The organism is Streptomyces sp. LZ34, assembly GCF_053890475.1.
In genome coordinates this window covers 1359069-1384098 of record NZ_CM132680.1, presented here as the reverse complement: position 1 = coordinate 1384098, position 25030 = coordinate 1359069, and the positions used below count along the sequence as shown (strand labels likewise).

Annotated in this window: 17 protein-coding genes; 12 read left to right on the top strand and 5 right to left on the bottom strand. The window is 74.2% G+C overall.

What is annotated here, in order from left to right:
• Window positions 1-111: 111 nt before the first annotated feature.
• On the top strand, window positions 112-1128 hold the full coding sequence (locus tag ACWY4P_RS04775; RefSeq protein WP_456212814.1) for an asparaginase: 1017 nt from the start codon (window positions 112-114) through the stop codon (window positions 1126-1128).
• A 68-nt stretch (window positions 1129-1196) separates the two neighbouring features.
• Complete coding sequence (gene aspA, locus ACWY4P_RS04770) at window positions 1197-2597, top strand: aspartate ammonia-lyase (protein WP_456208851.1); 1401 nt, start codon at window positions 1197-1199, stop codon at window positions 2595-2597.
• Here aspA and ACWY4P_RS04765 read toward each other — a convergent pair.
• From ACWY4P_RS04765 to ACWY4P_RS04755, 3 genes are all read right to left on the bottom strand, one after another.
• Complete coding sequence (locus tag ACWY4P_RS04765) at window positions 2594-3904, bottom strand: GAF domain-containing protein (RefSeq protein WP_456208850.1); 1311 nt, start codon at window positions 3902-3904, stop codon at window positions 2594-2596. The two genes, aspA and ACWY4P_RS04765, sit on opposite strands and share 4 nt — an antisense overlap.
• 82 nt (window positions 3905-3986) lie before the next feature.
• Window positions 3987-6416: a SpoIIE family protein phosphatase gene (locus ACWY4P_RS04760; protein ID WP_456208849.1), complete on the bottom strand. Its 2430-nt coding sequence runs from the start codon at window positions 6414-6416 to the stop codon at window positions 3987-3989.
• 195 nt (window positions 6417-6611) lie between these two features.
• Window positions 6612-7358 carry a GntR family transcriptional regulator gene (locus tag ACWY4P_RS04755; RefSeq protein WP_456208848.1) on the bottom strand — a complete coding sequence of 249 codons (747 nt, stop codon included), beginning with the start codon at window positions 7356-7358 and terminating at the stop codon, window positions 6612-6614.
• A 394-nt stretch (window positions 7359-7752) separates the two neighbouring features.
• On the opposite strand from ACWY4P_RS04755, the gene ACWY4P_RS04750 reads away from it, so the two are divergent.
• From ACWY4P_RS04750 to ACWY4P_RS04705, 10 genes are read left to right on the top strand one after another with little or no spacing between them, the layout of a single operon-like run.
• Complete coding sequence (locus ACWY4P_RS04750; RefSeq protein ID WP_456208847.1) at window positions 7753-9780, top strand: FAD/NAD(P)-binding protein; 2028 nt, start codon at window positions 7753-7755, stop codon at window positions 9778-9780.
• Window positions 9777-10946 carry a C45 family autoproteolytic acyltransferase/hydolase gene (locus ACWY4P_RS04745; protein WP_456208846.1) on the top strand — a complete coding sequence of 390 codons (1170 nt, stop codon included), beginning with the start codon at window positions 9777-9779 and terminating at the stop codon, window positions 10944-10946. Before ACWY4P_RS04750 ends, ACWY4P_RS04745 begins: the two co-directional genes overlap by 4 nt.
• Window positions 10943-12526, top strand: coding sequence for an ABC transporter substrate-binding protein (locus tag ACWY4P_RS04740; RefSeq protein WP_456208845.1), 1584 nt, complete (start codon window positions 10943-10945; stop codon window positions 12524-12526). The genes ACWY4P_RS04745 and ACWY4P_RS04740 overlap by 4 nt, the downstream gene beginning before the upstream one ends.
• Window positions 12523-13452, top strand: a complete 930-nt coding sequence (locus ACWY4P_RS04735) for an ABC transporter permease (protein WP_456208844.1) — start codon at window positions 12523-12525, stop codon at window positions 13450-13452. Before ACWY4P_RS04740 ends, ACWY4P_RS04735 begins: the two co-directional genes overlap by 4 nt.
• Window positions 13452-14348 carry an ABC transporter permease gene (locus ACWY4P_RS04730; protein WP_456208843.1) on the top strand — a complete coding sequence of 299 codons (897 nt, stop codon included), beginning with the start codon at window positions 13452-13454 and terminating at the stop codon, window positions 14346-14348. The genes ACWY4P_RS04735 and ACWY4P_RS04730 overlap by 1 nt, the downstream gene beginning before the upstream one ends.
• A gap of 17 nt (window positions 14349-14365) precedes the next feature.
• Window positions 14366-15550 (top strand): M24 family metallopeptidase, encoded by a 1185-nt coding sequence (locus tag ACWY4P_RS04725; protein ID WP_456208842.1) that lies wholly within the window; start codon window positions 14366-14368, stop codon window positions 15548-15550.
• Between the two features lie 28 nt (window positions 15551-15578).
• A complete protein-coding gene (locus tag ACWY4P_RS04720; protein ID WP_456208841.1) occupies window positions 15579-17423 on the top strand; it encodes a dipeptide ABC transporter ATP-binding protein in 1845 nt (614 codons plus the stop codon).
• Between the two features lie 11 nt (window positions 17424-17434).
• The gene (locus ACWY4P_RS04715; RefSeq protein ID WP_456208840.1) at window positions 17435-18643 is read left to right on the top strand and encodes a peroxidase-related enzyme; all 1209 of its coding nucleotides are present in this window, start codon (window positions 17435-17437) and stop codon (window positions 18641-18643) included.
• A gap of 7 nt (window positions 18644-18650) precedes the next feature.
• Window positions 18651-21002, top strand: coding sequence for a molybdopterin-dependent oxidoreductase (locus tag ACWY4P_RS04710; RefSeq protein WP_456208839.1), 2352 nt, complete (start codon window positions 18651-18653; stop codon window positions 21000-21002).
• Window positions 21003-21058: 56 nt separating this feature from the next.
• Window positions 21059-21625 carry a TetR/AcrR family transcriptional regulator gene (locus ACWY4P_RS04705; protein WP_456208838.1) on the top strand — a complete coding sequence of 189 codons (567 nt, stop codon included), beginning with the start codon at window positions 21059-21061 and terminating at the stop codon, window positions 21623-21625.
• A 92-nt stretch (window positions 21626-21717) separates the two neighbouring features.
• On the opposite strand, the gene ACWY4P_RS04700 is transcribed toward ACWY4P_RS04705, so the two are convergent.
• Together ACWY4P_RS04700 and ACWY4P_RS04695 are read right to left on the bottom strand one after the other, a co-directional pair.
• A complete protein-coding gene (locus ACWY4P_RS04700) occupies window positions 21718-23784 on the bottom strand; it encodes a phosphocholine-specific phospholipase C (RefSeq protein WP_456208837.1) in 2067 nt (688 codons plus the stop codon).
• Between the two features lie 255 nt (window positions 23785-24039).
• Window positions 24040-24744, bottom strand: a complete 705-nt coding sequence (locus ACWY4P_RS04695; RefSeq protein ID WP_456208836.1) for a glutathione S-transferase C-terminal domain-containing protein — start codon at window positions 24742-24744, stop codon at window positions 24040-24042.
• Window positions 24745-25030: the final 286 nt, after the last annotated feature.

Sequence of the window (25030 nt, the reverse complement as noted above, 5' to 3'; positions counted from 1 at the left end):
CACACCCCGGCCATCACCTTGAGTACTCCCCCCGTGAACCCCTCTCCTGAGAACGCCTCTCCCGTGAACCCCTCTCCTGTGGCCCCCTCTCCCGTGAACGCCTCCCCCCATATGCGTCCCGACGCGGACCGCCCCCTGCCCGCCGAGCCGCCCGAGATCCGCGAGGTGCGTCACGTACCGCTCGTCCAGGTGATCCGCGGCGGCCTGGTCGAAGGCGTCCACCACGGCTCCGCCGTCGTGCTCGCCGCCGACGGCCAGGTGCTCCTCCGGGCGGGCGACCCCGACGCCGCGTTCTACCCCCGCTCGGCGCTCAAGCCCGTCCAGGCCGTCGCCATGCTGCGCGCCGGGCTGCCGCTGGACGGCGAGTTGCTGGCGCTCACCGCCGCCAGCCACTCCGGCCAGCAGCGCCACCTGGCCGGCGCGCGGCGCATCCTCGCGCACGGCGGGCTGGCCGAGGACCTGCTGCGCAACGTCCCCGACCTGCCCTACGGAGCGCCCGAGCGCGAGGCGTGGCTGCGGGCCGGGCACGGCCCCTCCCGGCTCGCCCAGAACTGCTCGGGCAAGCACGCCGCGATGCTGCTCACCGCCCAGCTGTGCGACTGGCCCCTGGAGGGCTACCTCGACCCGGCGCACCCGCTACAGCAGCTGATCGCCGAGACCGTCGAGGACCTGACCGGGCAGCGCGTCGCCCAGGTGACGGTCGACGGCTGCGGCGCGCCCCTGTTCGCCGTCTCCCCAATCGGGCTGGCCCGCGCCCTCGCGCGGATCGCCGCCGCCCCCGCGGACACCCCCGAGGGCCGGGTCGCGGCCGCCATGCGCGAGTACCCGGAGATGGTCGCCGGGACCGGGCGGGACGTCGCCCGCCTGATGCGCGCGGTGCCCGGCCTCGTGGCCAAGGACGGCTTCGAGGGGGTCCAGGTGGCCGCGCTGCCCGACGGGCGGGCGCTCGCCGTGAAGATCGCCGACGGCGGGGACCGCGCCCGGATGCCGGTGACCGCCGCGGCCCTCGCCCACCTCGGCGTCGACCCCGACCTGCTCACCGAGTTCGCCGAGGCCCCGGTGCTCGGCGGCGGCCGGCCCGTCGGTAGCCTGCGCGCCACGGAAGTGTTTTCACGGCGGTTCGCCTGACGCGCTCCGGCCCACGTCACCCCCCACCTCAACCCTCACCCCGCCTCACCAAGGGACACCGCACACCGATGACTGCCACCGGCTTCCGCCGAGAACACGACCTGCTGGGCGACCGTGACGTGCCGGCCGACGCGTACTGGGGCATCCACACCCTGCGCGCCACGGAGAACTTCCCCATCACCGGCACCACCATCGCGGCCTACCCGCACCTCATCGGCGCCCTGGCCGCCGTCAAGGAGGCCGCGGCCCGCGCGAATCAGGACCTGGGGCTGCTGGAGCCGCGCAAGGCCGACGCCATCGCGGCCGCCTGCCAGGAGATCCGGGAGGGCCGGCTGCACGACCAGTTCGTGGTCGATGTGATCCAGGGCGGGGCGGGGACCTCGACCAACATGAACGCCAACGAGGTGATCGCCAACCGGGCCCTGGAGATCCTCGGCCACGCCAGGGGCGACTACACCCATCTGCACCCGAACGAGGACGTCAACCTCAGCCAGTCCACCAACGACGTCTACCCGACCGCCGTCAAGGTCTCCACCATCTTCGCCGTGCAGGGGCTGCTGGCCGCGATGGAGATCCTGCGCGAGGCGTTCGCCGCCAAGGCCGAGGAGTTCCGGGACATCCTGAAGATGGGGCGCACCCAGCTCCAGGACGCCGTGCCGATGACGCTCGGCCAGGAGTTCTCGGCGTACGCGGTGATGCTGGAGGAGGACCAGAGCCGGCTGCTCGAGGCCCAGAGCCTCGTCCACGAGATCAACCTCGGCGCGACCGCGATCGGCACCGGCCTCAACGCCCCCGCCGGCTACGCCGAGGCCGCGCGCCGCCACCTCGCCGCCATCACCGGCCTGCCCATGGTCACCGCCGCCAACCTGGTCGAGGCCACACAGGACTGCGGCGCCTTCGTCCATCTGTCGGGCGTCCTCAAGCGCATCGCCGTCAAGCTCTCCAAGAGCTGCAACGACCTGCGGCTGCTCTCCTCCGGCCCGCGCGCCGGGCTGAACGAGATCAACCTGCCCCCGGTACAGGCCGGGTCCAGCATCATGCCCGGCAAGGTCAACCCGGTCATACCCGAGGTGGTCAACCAGGTCGCCTTCGAGGTGATCGGCAACGACGTCACCATCACCATGGCCGCCGAGGCCGGACAGCTCCAGCTCAACGCCTTCGAGCCGATCATCCTGCACTCCCTGTCGGAGAGCATCACCCATCTGCGCGCGGCCTGCCTGACGCTCGCCGAGCGCTGCGTCTCCGGCATCACCGCGAACGCCGAGAACCTGCGCGCGACGGTGGAGAACTCCATCGGCCTGGTCACCGCCCTCAACCCGCACATCGGCTACAGCGCCGCCACCAGCATCGCCCAGGAGGCCCTGGCCACCGGCCGCGGCGTGGCCGAACTGGTCCTGGAGAAGGGCCTGCTGCCCGCCGACCGGCTCGCGGCCGTCCTCCGCCCGGAAGAGGTCGCCGGACGCGGCTAACCAGCCCCCCGCAGCCGGGCGACGGCCGGCGCGGCGCTGAAGGGGAGCAGGTCCTGGAGGTGGTCCGGCTTCCGTACGTCGACGCGGAGCTGGTCGGCGATGCGGTAGGGGCGGTGCGCGAGCACCGCCCCGAAGCTGCGGCGCAGCCGGGACATGGCGGCGCGCACGGTGACCGTCCGCGTCGGGTCGCCGAAGAGGTCGTCGGCCAGCTGCGCCGCCGTCCGCCCGCCGGGGGACGCGGCGAGGACCAGCAGCACCTCGGCGTGGCGCGCGCTGAGCTGGTGGGTCCAGGCGCCCGAGGGCCCCGAGAAGGTCAGCGACCACTCGTGCGGGCGGCGTACGTCCAGCACCACGCGGCCGGTGCCCTCCGGCCCGTACAGCTCGCCCGCCTCGTCCGCCCCGGTGCCGAGGACCCGCAGCAGATGCCCGCCCGGCAGCGGCTCCACCGCGCACGCGCCGAGCGCGGGCAGCCACACGGGCCCGTCGCACGTCGACTTGGGCAGCAGCAGCCGGCGGTCCCGCGGGGTGACCCCGGTGACACCGGCGATCCAGCCGTGCGGGTCGACCGCGACCGCCTTGCCCCGGATCCGGGCGAGCACCGGCGCCGCGACGGCGCGCAGCCGGTCCAGCTCCCGGCTGTGGGCCAGGCGCAGTTCGCCCTCCGCCCACCGGGCCGTCGCGGTGACCAGGGACAGTACGGTCGGATGGGCGCTGGCGGCCGGGCCGCTGATGTCCACGATGCCCAGCAGCCGTCCGTCCCGGGGGTCGCGGACCGGGGCCGCGGCGCAGCTCCAGGTGTGGAAGGCGCGGACGAAGTGTTCGGCGGAGTGCACCCGTACGGGCGCCCGGACGGCCAGCGCGGTGCCGATGCCGCTGGTGCCGGCGACGTCCTCGGCCCAGTGGGCGCCCTCGGTGAGCGCGATGCCGTCGGCGTGCCTGCGCACCCCGCGGTGGCCGTCGATCCACAGCACCCGGCCGTCCCCATCGGTGATGATCATGATGTGCCCGGCCGCCTCCGCCGCCTCCAGCAGGCCGCTGTGCAAGGTGGGCAGCACATCCGCCAGCCGGGTCTGCTGCCGCCGCCGCTCCAGCTCCTCGATGCCCAGCAGTCGCGGGGCGCTGCCGCGCTCCGGGTCCAGGCCCAGGCGCAGCATGCGGTCCCAGGACTGCCCGATCACCGGGCGTGCGGGCAGCGGAAGCCGGCCCCGGCTCAGGGCGGCCTCGCGCATGACCGCCATGAGGCGGGCCGATTCGGCGGGGCTCAGGCCGGCCAGCGGGCCGGTGCCGAGCGATCCTTGACTACGCATGGAGATGCGGCCTTTCGCTCCTTGGGTGCCGCGCGCCTCGGCCGAACTGGCTTTGTTTCTGCGGCGATTGTATGGCCAGCCCTCACCCGGCCGGGCCCGGCAGGGCCTGCTCGGCCCAGATCGTCTTGCCGGTGGCGCTGTGCCGGGTGCCCCAGCGCCGCGCGAGCTGAGCCACCAGCAGCAGCCCCCGGCCGCCCTCGTCGAACACGCGCGCCCGGCGCAGATGCGGGGCGGTGTTGCTGCCGTCGGAGACCTCGCAGATGAGGTTGCGGTCGTGGATCAGGCGCAGCTGGATGGGCCCCCGGGCGTGCCGGATGGCGTTGGTGACCAGCTCGCTGACCACCAGTTCGGTGGTGAAGACCGCCTCGTCCAAGCCCCAGGCCATCAGCTGGTCGGTGGTGTCCTTACGGGCCTGGGCCACGACGGCCGGATCCGAGGGCAGGTCCCAGGTGGCCACCTGGGACGCGTCCAGCGCCCGGGTGCGGGCCACCAGCAGGGCCACATCGTCGGCGGGGCGGCCGGGGACCAGCGTGCTCAGCACCGTGCCGCACAGCTCGTCCAAGGACTCGGCGGGCCGGGAGAGCACCGCGCGCAGCGCGTCCACCGCCTCGTCGACATCGCGGTCGGGGACCTGGATCAGTCCGTTGGTATAGAGGGACAGAAGGCTGCCCTCCGCCAGCTCCACCTCGCGGCACTCGAAGGGCAGGCTGCCCAGGCCCAGCGGCGGCCCGCTGGGCAGGTCGAGGTATTCGGCGGTGCCGTCGGGCCGGGTCAGCACGGGCGGCGGATGGCCGGCGCGGGCGAGACAGCAGCGCCGCGAGACCGGGTCGTACACCACGTACAGACAGGTGGCGCCGATGTCCCCGGCGGCCCGCCCGGCGTCCCCCGGCTCGCCCTCCGCCTCGGCCGACAGCCGGTTGACGAGGTCGTCGAGATGGGTGAGCAACTCGTCCGGGGGCAGTTCGACATCGGCCAGCGTACGCACCGCCGTCCGCAGCCGGCCCATGGCGGCGGACGCCTGGAAGCCGTGGCCGACCACATCGCCCACCACCAGCGCGACCCGGGCGCCGGACAGCGGGATCACATCGAACCAGTCGCCCCCGACCCCCGCCCGCGACCCGGCGGGCAGATAGCGGCAGGCGGTCTCGACCGCCGCGTGGCGCGGCAGGGTCTGCGGCAGCAGGCTGCGCTGAAGGGTCAGGGCGGCCTCGCGCTGGCGGGTGTAGCGGTGGGCGTTGTCGATACACACCGCGGCCCTGGCCGTGATCTCCTCGGCGAGCAGCAGATCGTCCTCCTCGAACGGCTCCGGGCGCCGGTGGCGGGCGAAGGCGGCCACGCCCAGCGTGGTTCCGCGGGCGCGCAGGGGGACGGCGATCGTGGAGTGGAAGCCGTATTCACGCATCCTCGCGGCCCGCGCGGGATCGTCCCGCTCCCACCGGGCGATGGTCTCGGGGGTCACCTTGACCAGCACCCCCCGCCCCGCGGCCAGGCACTCGGCCGCGGGCGAGTGCTCCGGGTAGACGGCCAGGTCGCCGAGCGCGACCACCATGTCCGGCTTGCCTTCGAGCGCCGACTGCGCGGCGACGCGGCGCAGTACGACGGTGCCGGGCACCGGGCCGGGGGGCGGCTCGTCGCCGCCGGGGTGGACGGAGGGGATCAGATCCACCACGGCGAAGTCCGCGAACTCCGGGGCGGCCACATCGGTCAGCTCCTGCGCGGTGCGCACGATGTCCAGCGTGGAGCCGATCCGGAGACTGGCCTCGTTGAGCCGCGCCAGCCGCCGCTGCGCCTCGTACCGCACGGTGACATCGTGACCCGCCAGGATCACGCCCAGCACCCGGCCGTCGTCGCCGCGCAGCGGGGCCAGCGAGGACGACCAGGCCGCCCTGCCGTGTGTCGGCGGGAGGCGCAGATGCTGCGGCCGGCCCGTCTCGAGCACCAGGCGCATCAGCCGCTCGGCCTCGGCGCCGCGCGCGTCGGTCACGATCTCCGAGATGCGCAGCCCGCGCATCTGGTCCTGACCGAGGCCCAACGCGCCTTCCATGTCCGCGTTCGCCCAGCGCAGGAGCAGCCGGGTGTCGAAGACCGCCATCGTGCACGGCCCCTGGGCGAAGGAGGTCCTGATCAGCTCGTCGTCGGTGGCGGCCGGCTCCGTCCGGTCGAGCGGGGAGACGAGCAGCCACTCGGCCCCGCCGTCCGCCGTCGCCCGGTGGTGCGCCAGCAGGCCGACCCGTAGGGGACGGCCGTCGCGGTGGCGCAGCGTCAGCTCCCCGCTCCACCTGGTCAGCCGCGCCAGGGAGCCGGGGAGTGCCCCGGCCGCCCCGTCGGCGAGCAGCCGGGAAGCGGGCCTGCCCACCACCGCCGCGCCCGGGTGACCGAGGAGCCTGCGGGCCCCCTCGCTCCACCCGGTGACGATGCCCCGCTCATCGATGGTGGCTCTGGCCGTGGACGCCTCGTCAAAGAGGTCGTCGGACCGGACGGGCTGGTCCCGCGCGGTGTCCGTTCGCCTCATGTTCGTTCATCTCACGCTGCCTGGTACATCCGGCCGAAGCCATGAGCTCAGGCGCGCACCGCCGCGCCCCGGCGGAAGAGCGCCCAGATACTCACATCTTCAATCATCTTCCAGTATGACACCGGCTGTCCGTCCGGCTCTCTCCAGTTCCTTCCAGTGAATACCCGACCGGCGGTGAACACCCGGCGAAGGCCCTCAGGAACCCACCGGAAACTCGTACACCAGCTGATAACGCCCGGCCGCGACCACGATGTCGGCCGTCTCCACCGCCCGGTCGCCGCTGTAGTACGTGCGTTCCAGTGCCTCGACCACGGAGCCCGCCGCGATCTCCAGCAGCCCCGCCTCCTCCGCCGAGGCCGTGCGCGCCACCACCGCCTCCACCGCCCGGTCCACCGGCAGCCCGATATGCGCCATGCGCGCCACGACCCCCCGCCCCGCCAGCGGACCCGCCTCGGGCAGCGCGACCGGCGTCCCGCCGGTCAGCTCCAGCGGCTCCCAGCTGGTGGAGACCATGCTGCGGTCGCGGCCCGTCCAGAAGACATACGCGCTGCGCACCACCTGCGCGCCCGCCGCGAGCCCCAGCCGCTCGGCGATCCCCGGCGGCGCGGCCACCGTGGTGGAGCTGCCCTCGCGCCGCCCCGCGCCGTGGTCCGGCAGGTCCAGCACATACGGCGTGCCGCTGAGCCTCCCGTCGTGCCAGGAGCGCAGCATCCGCCGCAGCGCCGCGGGCTCGCGTACGTACACCCCGCTGCCCGCGCGGCCGTAGACCAGGCCCTCGGCCATCAGCACCCGCACCGCGGCCACCGCGACATTGGGCCCCACGCCGTACTTCTCGGCGAGGCGGGCGCGGGAGGGCAGCCGCTCCCCGGCGGGCAGCAGGCCGTCCTCGATCTGACGGCGCAGGTCCTGGGCCACCCGCAGGTAGGCCGGTGGTTCGGTCATCGCGGTTCTTCCGTCTCCTCCGGGCTCGGGGCGGGCTCGTGCCGGGCCCTCGTGTCGGGCTCATGCCGGCCTCGGGGACCGACGTGGCCGCGCGGCGGCTGTGACACGGCGGTTGCGACGGCCGTTGTGACCGACCACACAGCCGCCGGCCTGATGCACCAGGTGCGTCCGTGCGGCGGCCGACGCACGGCCGACTGCCAGGGGCCATCGCGCCATTCCCGGCGGGCGGGAAATCTGGTGCATCAGATTAGCGCGCGATCTCCTCGGTTTTTCCAGCGGCCCCCAAGTCAGCATTTGAGATTCCCCAAGCGGCCATTTGACGCCCGCGTGGGCCGCCCGCAAGATTTCCTGGCCTGCCGCCTTTCTCGAACAGCCCCTGAAATGTGACATCTTTATGAACGATTCCGCCGCACCGCCCCCGGGGCCCGCCCGTGTCACGGCCGACGCCGTGGTGCTCGGGGCCGGCCCGCGCGGTGTCTCGGTGCTGGAACGGCTGGTGGCACGGGCTCCGGCGACCGGACCCGCGCTCCGGGTAACGCTGGTCGACCCGTATCCGCCGGGCGCCGGACGGGTGTGGTGGCGCGGCCAGCCGCCGCAACTCCTGATGAACACGATGGTCGCCGACAACACCGTCTTCCCCGACGACTCGGTCCGTCTGGACGCGCCCGTCGCCACCGGGCCGACGTTCTCCGAATGGCTCCGCGACATCGCCGCGAGGGGCCATCGGGATTCCGCGGCCACGGAATTCGCCGCGCATGCGGATGACCGCGACTACGCGCCCCGCCGGGTCTACGGCAGCTATCTCGTCGACGCCCTGGAGCGGATACGGGCCCTCGGCGGAGACCGGGTGCGGATCGAGGTCCGTACCGCCGCCGCGCGGAGTGTGGCCGCCGCGCCGGACTCCCCGGGAACGGCCGGCTCTTCGGCCGCTGCGGGCCTTTCGAGCTCTTTCGACGGTGGTTACGACATCGCGCTCGACGACGGCACCCGGATCACCGCGCGCGCCGCCGTCCTGGCCACCGGCCACCTCGAGGCGCCGCGTCCCCCCATCCCGGGCCCGCCGTCCGACGTGCTCCACCTGCCCGGCGGCCACCCCGCCGACTACGCCCTCGACGCCATCGCCCCCGGCGCCGAGGTGCTGCTGCGCGGCGGGGGCCTCAACGCCTTCGACGTCCTGGCCCTGTTGACCCTCGGCCGGGGCGGCCGCTTCGACGACCGCGGCTACACCCCCAGCGGCCGCGAGCCGCGCATCTGGATCACCACCAGGCGCGGCGTCCCCTTCCACGCCCGCGTGGACACACCCGGCGTCCGAGTCCCCACCGCCTTCCTCACCCCCGAGCGGGTCGCCGCCCTCGCCGCCCGCGAGCGCCTCGACTTCCGCGCCGACGTGCTGCCCTCGCTGACCGCCGACCTCGAACTCGCCTGGTACGACCGGGTGCTGGCGCTGCACGTCGGCCAACTGGCCGACCCCGAGGCCCTGCGCCGCGCCCTCTCCGTACCGCCCGGCCCGGACCGGGACGCCGCCCTGGGCGCCGCCGTGCCCGAGCCGCTGCGGCTGGACCTGGACGCGATCGCCGAGCCGCTGCGCGGCCGCCGCTTCGCCCACCCCGCGGAACTGGGCGCCTGGTGGGCCCGGCACCTCGACGCCGACCTGGCCGCGGCCACCGATCCGCGGCTGCCGCCGAGCGCCGCCCTCGCCGTCGCCGTACGCCAGGCGCGCCCCGCGCTGCGCACCCTGATCACCGCCGGCAACCTCAGCGGCGAGTCCTACCGGCGCGATGTGCTCGGCTGGTTCAACGGATTCGCCAACTTCGTCTCCGGCGGCCCGCCCGCGCTGCGCGTCCGCCAGTTGCGCGCACTGCTGGCGGCGGGCGTGGTCGCCCTGCTCGGCCCGGTCCGCCCGGGCACCCGGGGGACCTCCGCGGTCGTCGAGGACTTCGCGGTACGGCCCGACGCCGTGATCGACGCCTGGCTGCCGGGCACCGACGTCGGCGCGGACGGGCCGGGGGCGGTCCGGCGCCTGATCGCCGACGGCGTCGGCCGCGCCCACCGGCTGCCCGCGGCCGAGCCATGCGCCGCGCCGCTGCCCACCGGCGCGCTCGACGTCCGCGCCCGTGACGGCCGGGTGCGGCGCCCCGACGGCACCGTGCACGACGCGCTGTTCGCCGTCGGCGTGCCGCTGGAAGGGGTCCGCTGGACCACCGCGATCGGCGCCCGCCCCGGAACGGACGCCGACTTCTTCCACGAGACCGACCGCGTCGCCAAGGAGCTGCTGCGCGGCCTCACACGGACCGGGCACGCCCCGGCGGAGGCCCGTGCCAACCATGGCGCACACCAGATTTCCGGCCGGGAGGAAACGGGCCCACCGCATGCGCCCGCCACCCCCGCCGGACACCCCCTGACCGAGGAGAGCCAGCCGTGACCCGCGCAGCCGCCGCCGTCCCCGCCGCCCACCCCGGCCGCTGGCAGGAGTGGGGCCTGACCCCGGGATCGGCCACCGCCGCGGCCGACCCCGGCTACCTCGACCTGGTGGGCGACCCCGCCGAACAGGGCCGGCAGCACGGGCGCGCCGCCCGGGCCGCGATCGCCGCCAACATCGCCGCCGTACGCCGTGACATCGCCGAGCTCTGCGCCGACGAGGCGTCCGTCAGCCGCTACCGCGAGTGTCTCGACGCCAACGCCGACTTCGTCCGCCGCACCGACCCCGGGCAGTGGGCCGAACTGCTCGGCATCGCCGAGGGTGCCGACGCCCCGCTCGACGACATCCTCGCCCTCAACCTGCCCGCCCACATGGTGCTGCGCTGGGTCCCCCAGGAGTGCAGCCAGCTCGTGGCCGCCGGCGACCGCGCCACGGCCGGCCGCACCCTGCTCGCCAAGACCCGCGACATGGCGGGCCACTTCGTCGAACACGTCGTGCTGCGCCGCTGCTACCCCGACGGGCGGCGCCTGGTCGAGGTCACCGTCGCGGGCAGCGTGCTGTGGCCGGGCAGCGGCATCAACGACTCAGGGCTCGCGATGTCCACCTCCGGTGTGTGGAGCGAGCGCACGAACGTCGACTGGCGGGCCTCGGCCACCGGATGGATCCTCATCAACTCCCACGACCTGCTGCGCCGGGCCCGCACCGCCGAGGAGTTCGCCGGCCTGCTGCGCGCCCAGCCCAGGCTCAGCGGGCTCAACATCGCGCTCGCCGACCCGGAGCGCCGGCTCGCACTGGAGGCCACCGCCACCGGGGTGACCGTGCGCGACGACGCGGACCACTACGTGCTCACCAACCACTACGAGTGTCCGGCCACCGCCCCGCTCGCGCCCGGCCCGGACGAGAACTCCTCCTCGTACCACCGCGCCGACACCGCGGGCCGGGCCCTGGACGCCGCCCGCGGGCTGACCCCCGGCGCCCTGGCCGGACTCCTCGCCGACCACGACGGCTACCCGCAGGACTCGCTGTGCCGCCACCAGGTCGAGGGGGCCGGGTCCGAGACCACCTACGCGTCGATCGCGGTGCTGCCCGACCGCGCCTTCTACGTCACCCTCGGCAACCCCTGCGCCTCCGACCGCACGGTCTTCGCACACCAGGAGGCCACGATATGAACGCCCCCGCACCGCACCCGCCCGCACCGAACCCGTGGCGCCTCACCCGGCGCGGCGCGCTCGGCCTCGGCGCGGGGCTCGCGCTCCCCCCCGCCCTGGCCGGCTGCCTGCCCGGCGACACCCCGCGCGGCCGGGCCGGCGCCTCACGCGTCACCATCGGCCTGTCGGCGGCCGTCACCACCCTCGACCCGATGAACACCACCTCGGTGGGCACCGATCTGTCGGTGCTCTCCAGCGTCTACTCCTCGCTGGTCACCCGCCGCCCCGACCTCACGATCGGCCCGGACGCCGCCACCTCCTGGCGGCGCGTCGAACCCACCCGCTGGCGTTTCGCGCTCCACGAGAAGGCCGCCTTCGCCGATGGCAGCCCGCTGGACGCCGACGTGGTGGTCTGGAACGTCGAACGGCTGCTGAACGCCGCCAACGCGCTGCGCATGACCTCCAACTTCCCCAGCCTGAAGGCCGCGCGCAAGGTCGACCGGCACACCGTCGACCTCATCACCACCACCCCGGACGCCGACCTGCTCGGCGCGCTGTCGTTCCTTTACCTGCTGAGCCCCCGGTGGAGCGCCCGCCACCAGCCTGCCACCCAGGCCATGGGCTCCGGCCCGTACGAGATCACCGGCTACAGCCCCGGCGGCACCGTCGAGCTGCGCGCCCGCGCCGACTACTGGGGCCGCAAGCCCGCCATCCGGCACGTCACCTACCGCATCACCCCCTCCGAGCCCGCCCGCGTCTCCGGCCTGCTCTCCGGCGAACTCGACGCCGTCGCCGGACTCGACCCCCAGGACCTGGACCGGCTGCGCGCCGACCGGGCGCTGCGCACCCAGCGGCTGGACACCACCCGGATGGCGTTCATCAAGCTCAACACCCTCAAGGGCCCGATGCGGGACGTACGGGTGCGGCGGGCCGTCAACTACGCGGTGGACAAGCGGGCCATCACCGCCAGCCTGCTGAAGAACACCGTCCGGCCCAGCCCCGGCCAGCTGATGACCGACTACTACTCCGGCTACACCGACGGCCTGACCGGCTACCCCCACGACCCCGACCGGGCCAGGGCGCTGCTGCGCGAGGCCGGCTACGGCAAGGGCCACCCGCTGAAGGTGACGCTCCGCGTGCCCAGCGGCCAGTACGTGGCGGGCGAGCTCGTCGTCCAGGCGGTGGCCCAGCAGCTGAGCGAGGCGGGCGTGAGCGTCCGGATCGACAGCGTGCCGTTCACCGTCTACATGCAGAAGTATCTGCAGGAGAAGGCGATGCCCGACATGCAGTACATCACCCAGGCCTGGCCCACCCTCGCGGCCGGCGGCCTCTACGGCCTGTTCGTCTCCGACAGCCCGTACGCCTACTGGGACGACCAGGAGTTCACCGGCGCCGTCACCGAGGCCCGCCGCACCGAAGGGCGCGCGGCGCGGGACGCCCTGTACGCGCGGGCCGCGCGGCGCGCCCGCGACCAGGCCCCGGTGCTCTTCCTGTTCCCGCAGCCCGGCGTCTACGCCACCGCCGAGGAACTGAACTGGCGCGCCCGGCCCGACGACTGGGTCCGCCCCGCCGACATGTCCTGGAAGGGAGCCGCGGGATGATCCGCTTCCTCACCCGCCGCCTGTCCCTGACGCTGCTGGCGGTCTGGGGCGCCCTGTCGGCCGTCTTCTGCGTGCTGCACTCCTCCGGCGACCCGGCCGTCATGATGGCCCCGATCGGCGCCCCGCCCGAGAAGGTGGCGCAGCTCAGCCACGCCCTCGGCTACGACCGGCCGCTCGCCGAGCAGTACCTCTCCTTCTTCGGCGACGCGCTGCGCGGCCACTTCCCCGACTCGCTGACCTTCCAGCAGCCGGCCATGGAGGTGGTCCTCCAGCGGCTCGGTGCCACGGTGCTGCTGGCCGGTGTCGCGCTCGCCGCCGCCGCGGTGGCCGCCCTGGCCGTCGGCCTGTGGACCGGGTCGGGCGAAGACGGCGGGGCGCGCCGCGAGTGGCCCATGTGGCTGGTGTTCCTGGCTCAGTCGGTGCCCGGCTTCTACATCGGCGTCCTGCTGGTGTGGATCTTCGGAGTGCGGCTGCACTGGCTGCCCACCTCCGGCGCCACCACCGCCACCAGCATCGTGCTGCCTGCGGCCACCCTCGCCTGCGGCGTACTCCCGCCGCTCGCCCGGGTGTTCCGCAACAATCTGCGCGGCGAACTCGCCCGCCCGTACTCCCGCACCGGCACCGCGCTCGGCATGAGCCGAGCCCGGGTGGTACGCCACGCCGCGTACGGCTCGCTGCTGCCCACCGTCACCGTCCTCGGCCTGGAGGCGGGCGCGCTGCTGGGCGGCACCGTGATCGTGGAGAGCGTCTTCTCCTGGCCCGGCGTCGGCCAGCTCGCCGTCACCGCGCTACAGAACCAGGACTATCCGCTGGTCCTCGCCGACCTGACGTTCCTGATCCTCGCCTTCGTCCTGGTCAACCTGATCGTGGACCTGCTCTACGGAGTGCTCGACCCCAGGGTCCGCCACGAGGGAAGGGGTAACTGATGACGCCGACGCCACCGCAGGCACCGCCCGCGGCCCGTGGCCGCCGCCCGCGCCTCGGCGGCGCCGGAGCGGTCGGCGCCGTGCTGCTCGCGCTCGTCGCGCTGCTGGCCGTGTGCGCCCCGCTGCTCGCCCCGCACGACCCCCTCGCCCAGGACCTGGCGCACACCAACGCCGCGCCCGGCGAGCACGGCTATCTGCTGGGCACCGACCAGCTCGGCCGCGACCTGGTAAGCCGACTGCTGTACGGCGCCCGCACCCCGCTGCTGGTCGGCGTGGTCGCCGTGGTGTGCGGTGGCGCCTTCGGCACCCTGCTCGGGCTGGTGTCCGGCTTCGCCCGCGGCTGGACCGACCAGGTGCTCTCCCGCCTCGCCGACATCCAACTCGCCCTGCCGTCGGTCCTGCTGGCCCTGCTGGTGCTGACGTTCGGCGGGCAGAGCACCGCCGTGCTGGTGCTGGTGATCGCGCTCACCGGCTGGCCGGCCTACTTCCGGCTGGTCCGCTCGCGCGTGCTCAGCCTGCGCACCATGGCGTACGTCGAGGCCTCCCTCACCCAGGGCGTGCCCACCTGGCGGGTGCTGCTGTACGACCTGCTGCCCGGCGTGCGCGGGCTGGTCGCGGTGACCGCCACCCTCGACCTGTCCCGGGCGGTGCTGATGGAGGCCGGCCTCACCTATCTGGGCCTCGGCGCCCAGGCGCCCGCCGCCGACTGGGGGCTGATGGTGGCCGAGGGACAGGGCCAGCTGCTGGGCGCCTGGTGGGTCGCCGTGCTGCCGGGCCTGTGCCTGGTGGCGCTGGTGATCGGCGCCAATCTGCTCGGCGAGCGGTTCGCCGGGCGCGGACCGGGGCGCCGCCCGGCCAGGACCGTGAAGAACACCGTGAGGCGAACCGAGCCTTGAGAAGGAGCCACCACCGTATGACCCCCGACACCCACACCGTCCGCGCCCGCTGGGCCCGCGTCCAGGCCAACCTGCGCGCCGAGGGCGCCGACGCCATGGTCGTCGTCAAACCGCAGAACACCTTCTACCTCTCCGGCTACACGCCGATGATCTACTCCCACCCGGTGCTGGTCGTGCTGCCCGCCGAGGGCGAGCCGGTCTTCGTGCTGCACGCGCTGCGCGCCCACAGCTCCCGCAAGGTGTCCGCCATCACCGACATCCGCCCCTATGGGCGCTGGGCGAAGGAGATCGGCCCCGACCACTGGTGGCAGGTGCTCGCCGAGGTGATGGCCGAGCGCGGCCTGACCGGCGCCAGGATCGGCATCGAGGGCGAGTTCCTGCCGTACAACTACCAGCGGAAGCTGGCCGAGACGCTGTCCGGCGCCACTTTCACCGACACCGGCCAGGCGCTGATGCGCGCCCGCTACGTCAAGGACGCCGCCGAGCTGGAGTCGCTGCGCGTCGCGAGCGAGATCGCGGACGCGGGCATGGACGCGGCGCTGGAGGCGGTCGCCGCGCGGCGCAGCGAGGTCGAGGTCGCCTCGGCGGCCATGCGCACCATGCAGGAGGTGTGGAGCAGCCTTTACCCCGACCGGCTCGCCATGGACTTCGGCAACCTCGAAGGCGGCGTCTTCAACGCCCTGTGGTCGTACTCCCTGATCGGCGACCGGGTCCCGATGAACTCCGCGCCGCCCACCTCCCGCCGCCCGGTCGACGGCGAGATCCAGTGGACCGTCATCTGGACGGCCATCGACGGCATGCACGCCGAGAACGAGCGCAGCGTCGCAGTGGGCCGGCTCCCCGCCGAGCGGCAGCGCGCCTTCGAGGCGCTGCTGGCCATCCGCGAGGAGGTCCAGCCGTCTCTGCGGCCCGGCCTGAGCTGCGCCGAGGTGTACGAAGCGGCCCGCGAGAGCTATGTGCGCCACGGATACGGCGACTACCTCCCCGGCCGTATCGGCCACGGCCTGGGCCTCGGCCCGCACGAGCAGCCGAGCCTGGGCCCGCACGACGACCTGGTGCTCGAACCCGGCATGGCGCTCACCTTCGAGCCGAACCTGCGCATCCCCAGCTTCGGCGGGCTCCAGCACTCGGACACCCTGGTGATCACCGAGGACGGCCATGAGTTCCTCACCCACACCCGACGCGACCTGATACAGGTCTGACCCCCACTGAACTGAGAGGACGGCACTGGTGAATCCGCTGCTGGAGGTGTCCGGCCTGAGCGTCGCCTTCCCGGGCGCAGGCGTCCAGGCCGTTCGTGACGTGTCCTGGCAGATACGCCCCGGCGAGACCATCGGCCTGGTGGGGGAGTCCGGCTCGGGCAAGAGCGCCACCGGGCTCGCCGTCCTGGGCCTGCACGGGCCGCAGGCGCGGATCACCGGCAGCGTCCGGCTCGACGGACAGGAACTGGTCGGCGCCGACGAGCGTGCGCTGCGCCGGATCCGCGGCCGCCGGATCTCGATGATCTTCCAGGACGCGCTCGACGCGCTCAACCCCTACCGCCCGGTCGGCGCCCAGATCGCCGAGGCGTACCGGCTGCACCACGACGTGTCCCGGGCCGCCGCCCGCACCCGCGCGGTGGAACTGCTCGAACGCGTCGGCATCGACCGCGCCGGGCGGCGGGCGAAGGACTACCCGCACCAGTTCTCCGGCGGCATGCGGCAGCGCGTGATGATCGCCGCCGCGCTGGTCAACGAGCCCGATCTGGTCATCGCCGACGAGCCGACCACCGCCCTGGACGCCACCGTCCAGGCACAGGTCCTGCAACTGCTCACCGAGCTTCAGCGGGAGATGGGCATGGCGGTGGTGCTGGTGACCCACGACTTCGGGGTGGTGGGCCAGATGTGCTCGCGCCTCGTGGTCATGTACCGGGGCCGCGTCGTCGAACAGGGCAGCACCGCCGAGGTCCTGACCGCCGCCCGCCACCCGTACGCCCGCGCCCTGGTCGCCTCCGTCCCCCGCATGGACGACACCCCCGGCAGCCGCCTGCCCACGGTCCCCGAAACGGTGGCGTCCCTGGTGGGCCCCCTGGACGAAGAGACCCTGTCCGACCCGACCCTGCGCGTGCCGGCGGCGCGGGAGGCGCCGCCGGGCGACTCGGCGGCCGACGACACCGAGGCCCCGGAGAACACGGCCGGGGCCGACGTACCGGGGCCCCGGGCCCCCTCCGGGCGGAGCCCGGGAGCGGCCCACAACGCCGGGGACGCGGGGGGCGGAGCCCCATGGGTCGGGAAGGGGCGGGGCGGGGAGAAAACCCCCACCCCCCTCCTCCGCGTGCGCGACCTCACCGTCACCTTCCCCGGCCGCATCGGCCGCGCCCCCCTCCGCGCCGTGGACGGCGTCAGCTTCGACATCGCCCCCGGCGAGTCCTTCGGCCTGGTGGGCGAGTCCGGCTCCGGCAAGAGCACCATCTCCCGCGTGCTCCTGGGCCTGCGGCGCCCCGATGAGGGCAGCGTCGTCTTCGAGGGCGAGGACATCACCCGCCCCGCCGGCCGCCGCGGCCGGGCGCCCGCCGTCCAGATGGTCTTCCAGGACCCGTACGGCTCGCTCAACCCCGACCGCCGCATCGGCCACACCGTCGGCGCCCCGCTCGCTCTGCACACCGGCCTCTCCCGCACCGAGCGCCGCGAGCGCGTCGCCGCTCTGCTCGCCGAGGTCGGCCTCGATCCCGCGCTGGCCGACGCCTACCCGGACGAGCTCTCCGGCGGGATGCGCCAGCGCGTCGGCATCGCCCGCGCGCTGGCGCTGGAGCCGCGGCTGCTGGTTGCCGACGAACCGGTCTCCGCGCTGGACGTCTCCGTACAGGCGCAGGTGCTCAACCTGCTCACCGAACTGCGCCGCAGCCGGGGCCTGGCGATGCTGTTCGTATCCCACGACCTGACCGTCGTACGGCACATGTGCTCGCGGATCGCGGTGCTGCACCAGGGCCGGATCGTCGAGGTCGGGGAGCGGGACCAGATCATGGAGCGCCCCGCCAGCGACCACACGCGCGCGCTGCTGGACGCGATGCCCGCCCCTGCCCACCGCCCGGTATGAGAGGTCCCGCCATGCCCGAAACCGCGACCCCCCAGGCAACCGCGACCCCCCAGGCAACCGCGACCCCCCAGGCAACCCCGACCACCCGGGCAACCGCGACCCCCCAGGCAACCCCGACCGCCGCCGGCCACGACGTCCTGGACCACTTCGCCGGCGCCGCCCCGGACGTGACCCGGCTGCGCGCGCTGCGCCCCGAGCTCGTCGGCCTGGAGCAGCGCGCGTACGACGAGCTCTTCCACCCGCACACCTCCCCGGGCACCGGCGTGTCGGCTGCCGAACGCGCCGCCGCCGCGCTGGCAGTGGCCGTCGACCACCGCCGTGCCCCCGCCGTCGCCCACTACCGGGCGCTGCTCACCGAGGCGGCGCAAGGCCCGGGCCTGGCGGACCGAATCGCCGCCCGCGCTCCGCTGGACGGTCACGCGCCCCCACGGACCGCCGCCGCCGTCGCACACGCCCGGCAGCTCACCCGCGCTCCCGCCGAGACACGCCTGGACCCGCTGCGGACGGCCGGGTTCACGGACCCGCAGATCGTCACCCTCTCCCAGGCCGCCGCCTTCGCCCACCACCAGATGCAGCTGGCCGCCGGGCTGCAACTGCTGGCCACCGGCGAGTCGGGCACCGGCACCGACCCCGGCGCGCCGTCCACGACGGTGGCCGGCGGCCCTCAGTTCACGACGGACGTGCTGACCTGGCGCCCCGCCGTACGCCCGCTGGCCCGGGAGGAGCTGACCGAGGCGCACCGCACCGCGCTGGCGGGCAAGCGCCCCGACTCGCCGTACTTCCGCACCCTGGGGCACGACCTCGGCATCCTGGCCGTACGGACCGCGATCGATCTGGCCGCCTTCACCGCCGAGGGCGGACTGCCGCGCGCCGAGCGGGAGTTGGCCGCCACCGCGGTCTCGCTGCACAGCGGCTGCGTGTACTGCGTCTCGGTACACGCCCGGCGCGCCGCCCAGTTGCACGGCGACCCGGAACCGGTGGACCGCCTCCTGAAGCACGGCAGCACGGCCGTCCTCGGCCGCCGCTGGAAGCTGATCGTCCGGCTGGCCGCCGGGCTCGCCCCGGTCCCGGCCACGGCCCCCGACGCCGACGTTCAGGCGCTGCGCGAGCTGGGGGTCTCCGAGCTCGCCCTGGTCGACCTCGTGCACTGCGCGGCGTTCTTCGGCTGGGCCAACCGCCTTATGCTCAGCCTCGGGACGGTCGACGGCGAGGCGGGGTGACGGGGGCGTGAACGAAGAGGGGACGACAAGCCCGCCGCACAGCGGGCGCGCCGGGCGCGGCGTCCCCCTCGCGCCCGACGCGCCCCGCCCGCACAGCTCGCACTGGGGCGCCTTCGCCGCCGCCACCCGCCCCGGCGGCGGCCTCGAGGTGACCGCCGACCCCGGCGACCCCGACCCCTCGCCGCTGCTGCGCAACCTCCCCGCCGCCCTGGACCCCCGCGCCCGGGTGCTGCGGCCGCACATCCGCCGCGGCTGGCTGGAGCGCGGCCCGGGGCCCGACCCGGCCCGGGGCGCCGACACGTATGTGCCGGTCTCCTGGGACACCGTGATCCCGCTGCTGGCCGGTGAGTTCGAGCGGGTCCGCGCCGAGCACGGCAACCGGGCGGTCTTCGGCGGCTCGTACGGCTGGGGCAGCGCCGGGCGTTTCCACCACGCGCAGAGCCAGATCCACCGGTTTCTGAACTGCCTGGGCGGCTACACCCGGTCCGTCAACACCTACAGCCTGGGCGCCTCCCGTACGCTGCTGCGCCATGTCGTCGGCGACGACGCCCCGATCTCCACCCCCACCACCTTCCCGGTGCTCGCCGAGCACACCGGCCTCTTCCTCTGCTTCGGCGGGATGCCCGCCAAGAACTCCCAGGTCAACGCGGGCGGCGTCAGCCGCCACCACACCGCGGCGGCGCTGCGCGCGGCCCGCGCCCGGGGCGCCCGCTTCGTGCTGGTCAGCCCGCTGCGCGACGATCTGGCGGCGGAGCTGGACGCGGAGTGGCTGGCCCCGGTGCCGGGCACCGACACCGCGCTGATGCTGGCGCTCGCCCATGTCCTGATCGACGAGGGCCGCTACGACGAGGTGTTCTGCCGCCGCCACTGCGAAGGCTTCGACACCTTCCGCCGCCATGTCCTCGGCCACGACGGATCGCCCGCCAAGACCCCGCGCTGGGCCGAGGAAATCTGCGGCATCCCCGCCGCCCGGGTCGCCGCCCTTGCCCGCGAACTGCCCCGCCACCGCACCATGATCTCGCTCAGCTGGTCGCTCCAGCGGGCCCACCGCGGCGAACAGCCGCTGTGGGCGGGCATCGCCCTGGCCTGTCTGCTCGGCCAGATCGGCCTGCCCGGCGGCGGTTTCGGCCACGGCTACGGGGCGACCGCCGGGATCGGCGCCGGCAGCCTGCCGTACAAGCTGCCGACCCTGCCCCAGGGCACCAACCCGGTCGCCGACTTCATCCCGGTCGCCAGAATCGCCGATCTGCTGCTCCACCCCGGCGGGACCTGCGACTTCGACGGACAGCGGCTGGTCTACCCGGACATCCGCCTCGTCCACTGGGCCGGCGGCAACCCGTTCCACCACCACCAGGACCTGGCCCGGCTGCGCCGTGCCTTCGCCCGCCCCGACACGGTCGTGGTCCATGAGCCGCACTGGACGGCCACCGCCCGCCACGCCGACATCGTCCTGCCCGCCACCACCACCCTGGAGCGCGAGGACATGGGCGGAGCCAAGGAGGACACGGCGCTGATCGCCATGCACAGGATCGCCGAGCCGGTGGGGGAGGCCCGCGACGACTACCGGATCCTCGGCGACCTCGCCGCCGAGCTGGGCGTCGGCGCCGCGTTCACCGAGGGCCGCGATGAGCACGCGTGGCTCGAGCACCTCTATGAGAGCTGGCGGGCCGGGCTCGACCCCCGGTACGCGCCCCAGGAGGACTTCGCCGCCTTCTGGCGGGCGGGCCGCATCGCGCTGCGCGGCCGGCGCGAACACCACACGCTGTACGCCGACTTCCGCGCCGACCCGGACGTCCATCCGCTGCCCACCCCCAGCGGCCGGATCGAGCTGTACTCCCGCACCATCGCCTCCTACGGCTATGACGACTGCCCCGGCCATCCCACCTGGCTCCCTCCCGCACCGGAGGACGGCGCCGCCTACCCGCTGCACCTGATCGCCAACAACCCGGCGACCCGGCTGCACAGCCAGCTCGACCACGGCGCGCTGAGCGCCGCCTCCAAGGTCGCCGGGCGTGAGCCGGTGCGCCTCCACCCCGCCGACGCCGCGGCGCGCGGGCTGCGGGCGGGGGATGTGGCGCGGGTGCGCAGCGCCGTGGGCAGTCTGCTGGCCGGGGTGGTGATCAGCGACGCGCTGCGGCCCGGCGCGGTGCATCTGGCCACCGGCGCGTGGTTCGACCCGTCCGCCCCCGAGGTGGCCACCTGCGTCCACGGCAACCCCAACGCGCTGACCCGTGACATCGGCACCTCGCGGCTGGCCCAGGGCTGCACCGGCCAGCTGGCCCGGGTGGAGGTGGAGCCGTACGACGGGCCCGCGCCCCCACCGCCGGTCCATGCGCACCTCCCGCCGCCGGGGCCCTGAGGTACAGTGGGAGAACGATGGTTCTCGGGTGGTAATGCGCGGCGTGGCGAGGGCGGATGACGGTGGATCTCGAAGAGACGAAGGAGCGGGTCCTCGACGCGGCCGAGGAGCTCTACTACGGCCGCGGCGTACAGGCGGTCGGCATGGACGCGGTACGGACCGCCTCGGGCGTCTCCCTCAAGCGGCTCTACCAGCTCTACCCCTCCAAGGCCGTCCTGGTCGAGGCGTATCTGCGGCGCCGCGACGCCCGCCTGCTGCACGGGCTCGCGCAGTACGTCGAGGCGGTGCCGGGGCCGCCCGGGGAGCGGGTGCCGGCGATCTTCGACTGGCTGTACGAGTGGTTCAGCGAGCCCGACTACCGGGGCTGCGCCTTCATCAACTCCTACGGCGAGCTCGGCGCCACCGCACCGGAGGTCGCCGCGGCCGCCCGCGCACACAAGGACGCCTTCCAGCGATATGTGGCCGGCCTCGTCGCCGCCGCGGGCCTGCCCGCCCCGCTGGCCGCCCACCTCGCCCTGCTGGCCGAGGGCGCGATCACCACGGCCGCCATATCCGGCTCCCCCGAACCGGCCCGCCAGGCCCGCGAGGCGGCCGAGGTGCTGATGGACGCCGCCCGCGCCTGACGCCCGCGCCTGACGCCCGCGCCCTTGCGCCGCGCGTCCGGCCGACGGAAAGCCGTCGGCCGGACGCGCGGGCGCCACGGCGGCCGGAGGCGTCAGCCCGCCTGAATCGCGGGGTCGCTGACCCCTGCCCGCCCCGTCTCGACATGGCCGGCCAGACGGCGCAGGAAGCCCCGGTCGTGGTCGGACGCGACGGACAGGTCGTACCACTGGTGACTGCGCCGCAGGTCCGCCGTGTGGACGGCGTGCGCACCGGGCCGCAGCCGGTAAGTGGCCGGTGCGGCCTTGCCGTACGCGTCGGTCACGGTCAGCGTCACGGGCGTGGCGCCCTCGTTGGTGAGGGTCAGCCGCACCAGCCCCGTCTTCCGGTCGTGGCGCGCGCTCACCTCGGGCCCCCGGCGGCCGGCGGCGGTGTGGCCCGTGAAGCGCCGCAGGAAGCCACCGGGCCCGTGGACCGTGAAGTCGTAGGCCCCTTGCTCCCGCTCCGTGGTGCTCCAGCTGCCGGACAGCCGCTTCCCCGCCTCCACCGTGTAGCCCCAGGGGCCGTCGGCGTCGGTGGCGGAGGTGACGTGGAAGTGCGCGCCCGCCCGGCCCGGGTTGGCGAAGCCGATCCGCAGGCCGCCGTCGGTGGCCGTGGCGTCGGTGGCCAGGTCGTACGGCAGCGCCCTGGCGCGGCGGGTGCCGGGCTCCTGCCCGGGGAGCGATCCGTGCGCCGGGGGCTTGGGCTTGTAGTCGGGGTGGCGCTCGCGGTCCGGGGGCAGATAGCCGCTGGTGTCCGGGAGGGCCGGGACGTGGGCGTCGGTCCGCGCGAAGTCGAACGCCGCGGTCAGGTCGCCGCACACCGCCCGCCGCCACGGCGAGATGTTCGGCTCGGCTACCCCGAAGCGCCGCTCGATGAACCGGACGATCGACGTGTGGTCGAACGTCTGGGAGCAGACCCAGCCGCCGGTGCTCCACGGCGACACGACGAGCATCGGCACCCGCTGCCCCAGGCCGTAGGGGCCCGCGACCTTCGAGGAGGAGCCCGGGAACAGCTCCCCGGTGGTCTCTACGGTCGACGCCCCACGCCCCGCGGCGGACGGCGGGTACGGCGGCACGAGGTGGTCGAAGAAGCCGTCGTTCTCGTCGTAGGTGATGAGCAGCGCGGTTTTGCTCCACACCTCCGGGTTCGAGGTCAGCGCGTCCAGTACCTGGGCGAGGTACCAGGCGCCGTAGTTCGGCGGCCAGTTGGGGTGCTCGCTGAAGGCTTCGGGCGCCGCGATCCAGGAGACCTGCGGGAGCCTGCCGGCCTTGACGTCGGCCCGCAGGATGTCGAAGTAGCCGTCCCCCTTCTTGGCGTCGGTGCCGGTGCGGGCCTTGTCGTAGAGCGGGTCGCCGGGCGCGGCGTCGCGGTACTGCGTGAAGTACAGCAGCGAGTTGTCGCCGTAGTTGCCCCGGTAGGCGTCCTCGATCCAGCCCCAGCTGCCCGCGGCGTCGAGGCCGTCGCCGACGTCCTGGTAGACCTTCCAGGAGATCCCGGCCTTCTCCAGGCGCTCGGGGTATGTCGTCCAGGAGTACCCGGCCTCCGCGTTGTCGAGGACCGGACCGCCGCCGACGCCGTCGTTGCCCGTGTAGCCGGTCCACATGTAGTAGCGGTTGGGGTCCGTGGAGCCGATGATCGAGCAGTGGTACGCGTCGCAGATGGTGAAGGCGTCGGCCAGCGCGTAGTGGAACGGGATGTCCTCACGGGTGAGGTACGCCATGGTGGTGGCGGTCTTGGCCGGCACCCAGTTGTCGTAGGCGCCCTGGTGGAAGGCGGCCTGGCCGCCGTTCCAGTCGTGGTTGAGACCCTGGAGGAACTGCAGGCCGAGATCTTTCGCGTCGGGCCGGAAGGGCAGCACGTCCTTCGCGCCGTCCGGCTGGTACCACACCGGCTTGCCGCCGGGGAGGGACACGGGGTGCGGGTCGCCGAATCCCCGTACCCCGCGCAGGGTGCCGAAGTAGTGGTCGAAGGAGCGGTTCTCCTGCATCAGGACCACGATGTGTTCCACGTCCCGCAGGCTGCCGGTGCGGCGGTTCGCGGGGATCTCCGCGGCTCGCGCGATGCTGTCGGACAGCAGGGACAGAGCGGCGGCGCCGCCGCCGGCCAGCTGCATGAATCGTCTACGGTCCAGGGAAGACATGAACGGCCACTCTCCTCGGCGTCCGGGGTGGAGCAGGGGACCGGGGCAGTGTCGCCCGCCCGGCGGGGCCGCGTCACGGCGGGCGGCGGAATCCGGGGAGAATCCTGTGTGAACGCCGACCGCCGGAGTGTCGGTGGCGCGCAGTAGGGTTCTCGAGCGAAGACACCTCTGCTTCCTGCCCGCGTTGGACCTCGCCGGCCTGCACCAGCCACGGATCGCGGCCGGCCGACGGCGTACCCGAGCAGGACGACCTGATCATCGAGCGGCCCGGCCGCGGAAGGCCGGGTGGCCGCCCAGGCGGCGCACGTAGGAGCGAAGCCGGTCGTACCGGGAGAGGAGAGCCGCGGTGTCGGGGTGGACCAGCGCCACCCACAGATCCACATCCGCCGCGGTCAACTTCTCGCCCAGGACGTACGGCCCCGACATCAGCCGGCGGTCGAGCAGGCCGAGCGCCGCGAGCGAGGTCGTGCGCCGGCCGGCCGGCGTGAGGTCCGACTCGATGAGCTCCCCGATGGCGTCGATGTCCGTGGCGAGGGCCGGCGGGCGCAGCCGGGGGAGGTGGGCGCGGCCCGGTTCGCTCAAGTGGTCGGCGATGTCGCGGAGGATGTCCGGGGTGTGGTTGCTGACGACACGCCCGCTCCAACGGTCGCACAGCGCGGGCACGGTCAGCGGACCGTCGTAGCGGTGCCAGGTGGCTTCGTACGCCCCGCGCAGGCTCCCGGCGGCGGCCGGAGAGGGGAGGAAGACGGTGGTGACCGAGTCGTTGAGCTGGAGCAGGTCCAAGGTGATGGAGACGCGCAGCGAACGCGGACAGCCCTGGGAGAGGAACACCTGATAGCGGTGGGGCGCCGGATAGAAGCCGCCGGCGACGTCGACGCCGATGCGGCTGCGGAAGGTGTGGCGCGGGCGGCGGTCGAGCAGCGCCGCCGGGCCCGAACTGTACGGAATCGTCTCGGGCATGGCTCTCCTGATGCGTGGTGGAACCCCCGTGGCCTGTTCGGCGCCGGTGGCGAATGGCGTGGAGGGGGTGAACGGGAGGGAAGGAAAGCCGGGTGTCCGGTCGCATCCGGCCCGGGCTCGGTGACCGCGCTCTCCGAAGAGTGCCGCCGACCGGTCTCCGTTGACCGGTCTCGGCCGGACTCTCGGCCAGGCTCTCGGCCGGGCTCTCGGTCAGACAGCCGGACTGCAGGCGGTGCAGACGCGCAACAAGTCGATGTGCAGGCGTCGGGTCAGGGAGCGAGGGCGG

Excerpts from the sequence above, each read along its gene's own strand:
- ACWY4P_RS04775 (WP_456212814.1), top strand. The coding sequence starts at position 112 with ATGCGTCCCGACGCGGACCGCCCCCTGCCCGCCGAGCCGCCCGAGATC.
- aspA (WP_456208851.1), top strand. The coding sequence starts at position 1,197 with ATGACTGCCACCGGCTTCCGCCGAGAACACGACCTGCTGGGCGACCGT.
- ACWY4P_RS04765 (WP_456208850.1), bottom strand. The coding sequence starts at position 3,904 with ATGCGTAGTCAAGGATCGCTCGGCACCGGCCCGCTGGCCGGCCTGAGC.
- ACWY4P_RS04760 (WP_456208849.1), bottom strand. The coding sequence starts at position 6,416 with ATGAGGCGAACGGACACCGCGCGGGACCAGCCCGTCCGGTCCGACGAC.
- ACWY4P_RS04755 (WP_456208848.1), bottom strand. The coding sequence starts at position 7,358 with ATGACCGAACCACCGGCCTACCTGCGGGTGGCCCAGGACCTGCGCCGT.
- ACWY4P_RS04750 (WP_456208847.1), top strand. The coding sequence starts at position 7,753 with ATGAACGATTCCGCCGCACCGCCCCCGGGGCCCGCCCGTGTCACGGCC.
- ACWY4P_RS04740 (WP_456208845.1), top strand. The coding sequence starts at position 10,943 with ATGAACGCCCCCGCACCGCACCCGCCCGCACCGAACCCGTGGCGCCTC.
- ACWY4P_RS04735 (WP_456208844.1), top strand. The coding sequence starts at position 12,523 with ATGATCCGCTTCCTCACCCGCCGCCTGTCCCTGACGCTGCTGGCGGTC.
- ACWY4P_RS04730 (WP_456208843.1), top strand. The coding sequence starts at position 13,452 with ATGACGCCGACGCCACCGCAGGCACCGCCCGCGGCCCGTGGCCGCCGC.
- ACWY4P_RS04725 (WP_456208842.1), top strand. The coding sequence starts at position 14,366 with ATGACCCCCGACACCCACACCGTCCGCGCCCGCTGGGCCCGCGTCCAG.
- ACWY4P_RS04715 (WP_456208840.1), top strand. The coding sequence starts at position 17,435 with ATGCCCGAAACCGCGACCCCCCAGGCAACCGCGACCCCCCAGGCAACC.
- ACWY4P_RS04705 (WP_456208838.1), top strand. The coding sequence starts at position 21,059 with ATGACGGTGGATCTCGAAGAGACGAAGGAGCGGGTCCTCGACGCGGCC.
- ACWY4P_RS04700 (WP_456208837.1), bottom strand. The coding sequence starts at position 23,784 with ATGTCTTCCCTGGACCGTAGACGATTCATGCAGCTGGCCGGCGGCGGC.
- ACWY4P_RS04695 (WP_456208836.1), bottom strand. The coding sequence starts at position 24,744 with ATGCCCGAGACGATTCCGTACAGTTCGGGCCCGGCGGCGCTGCTCGAC.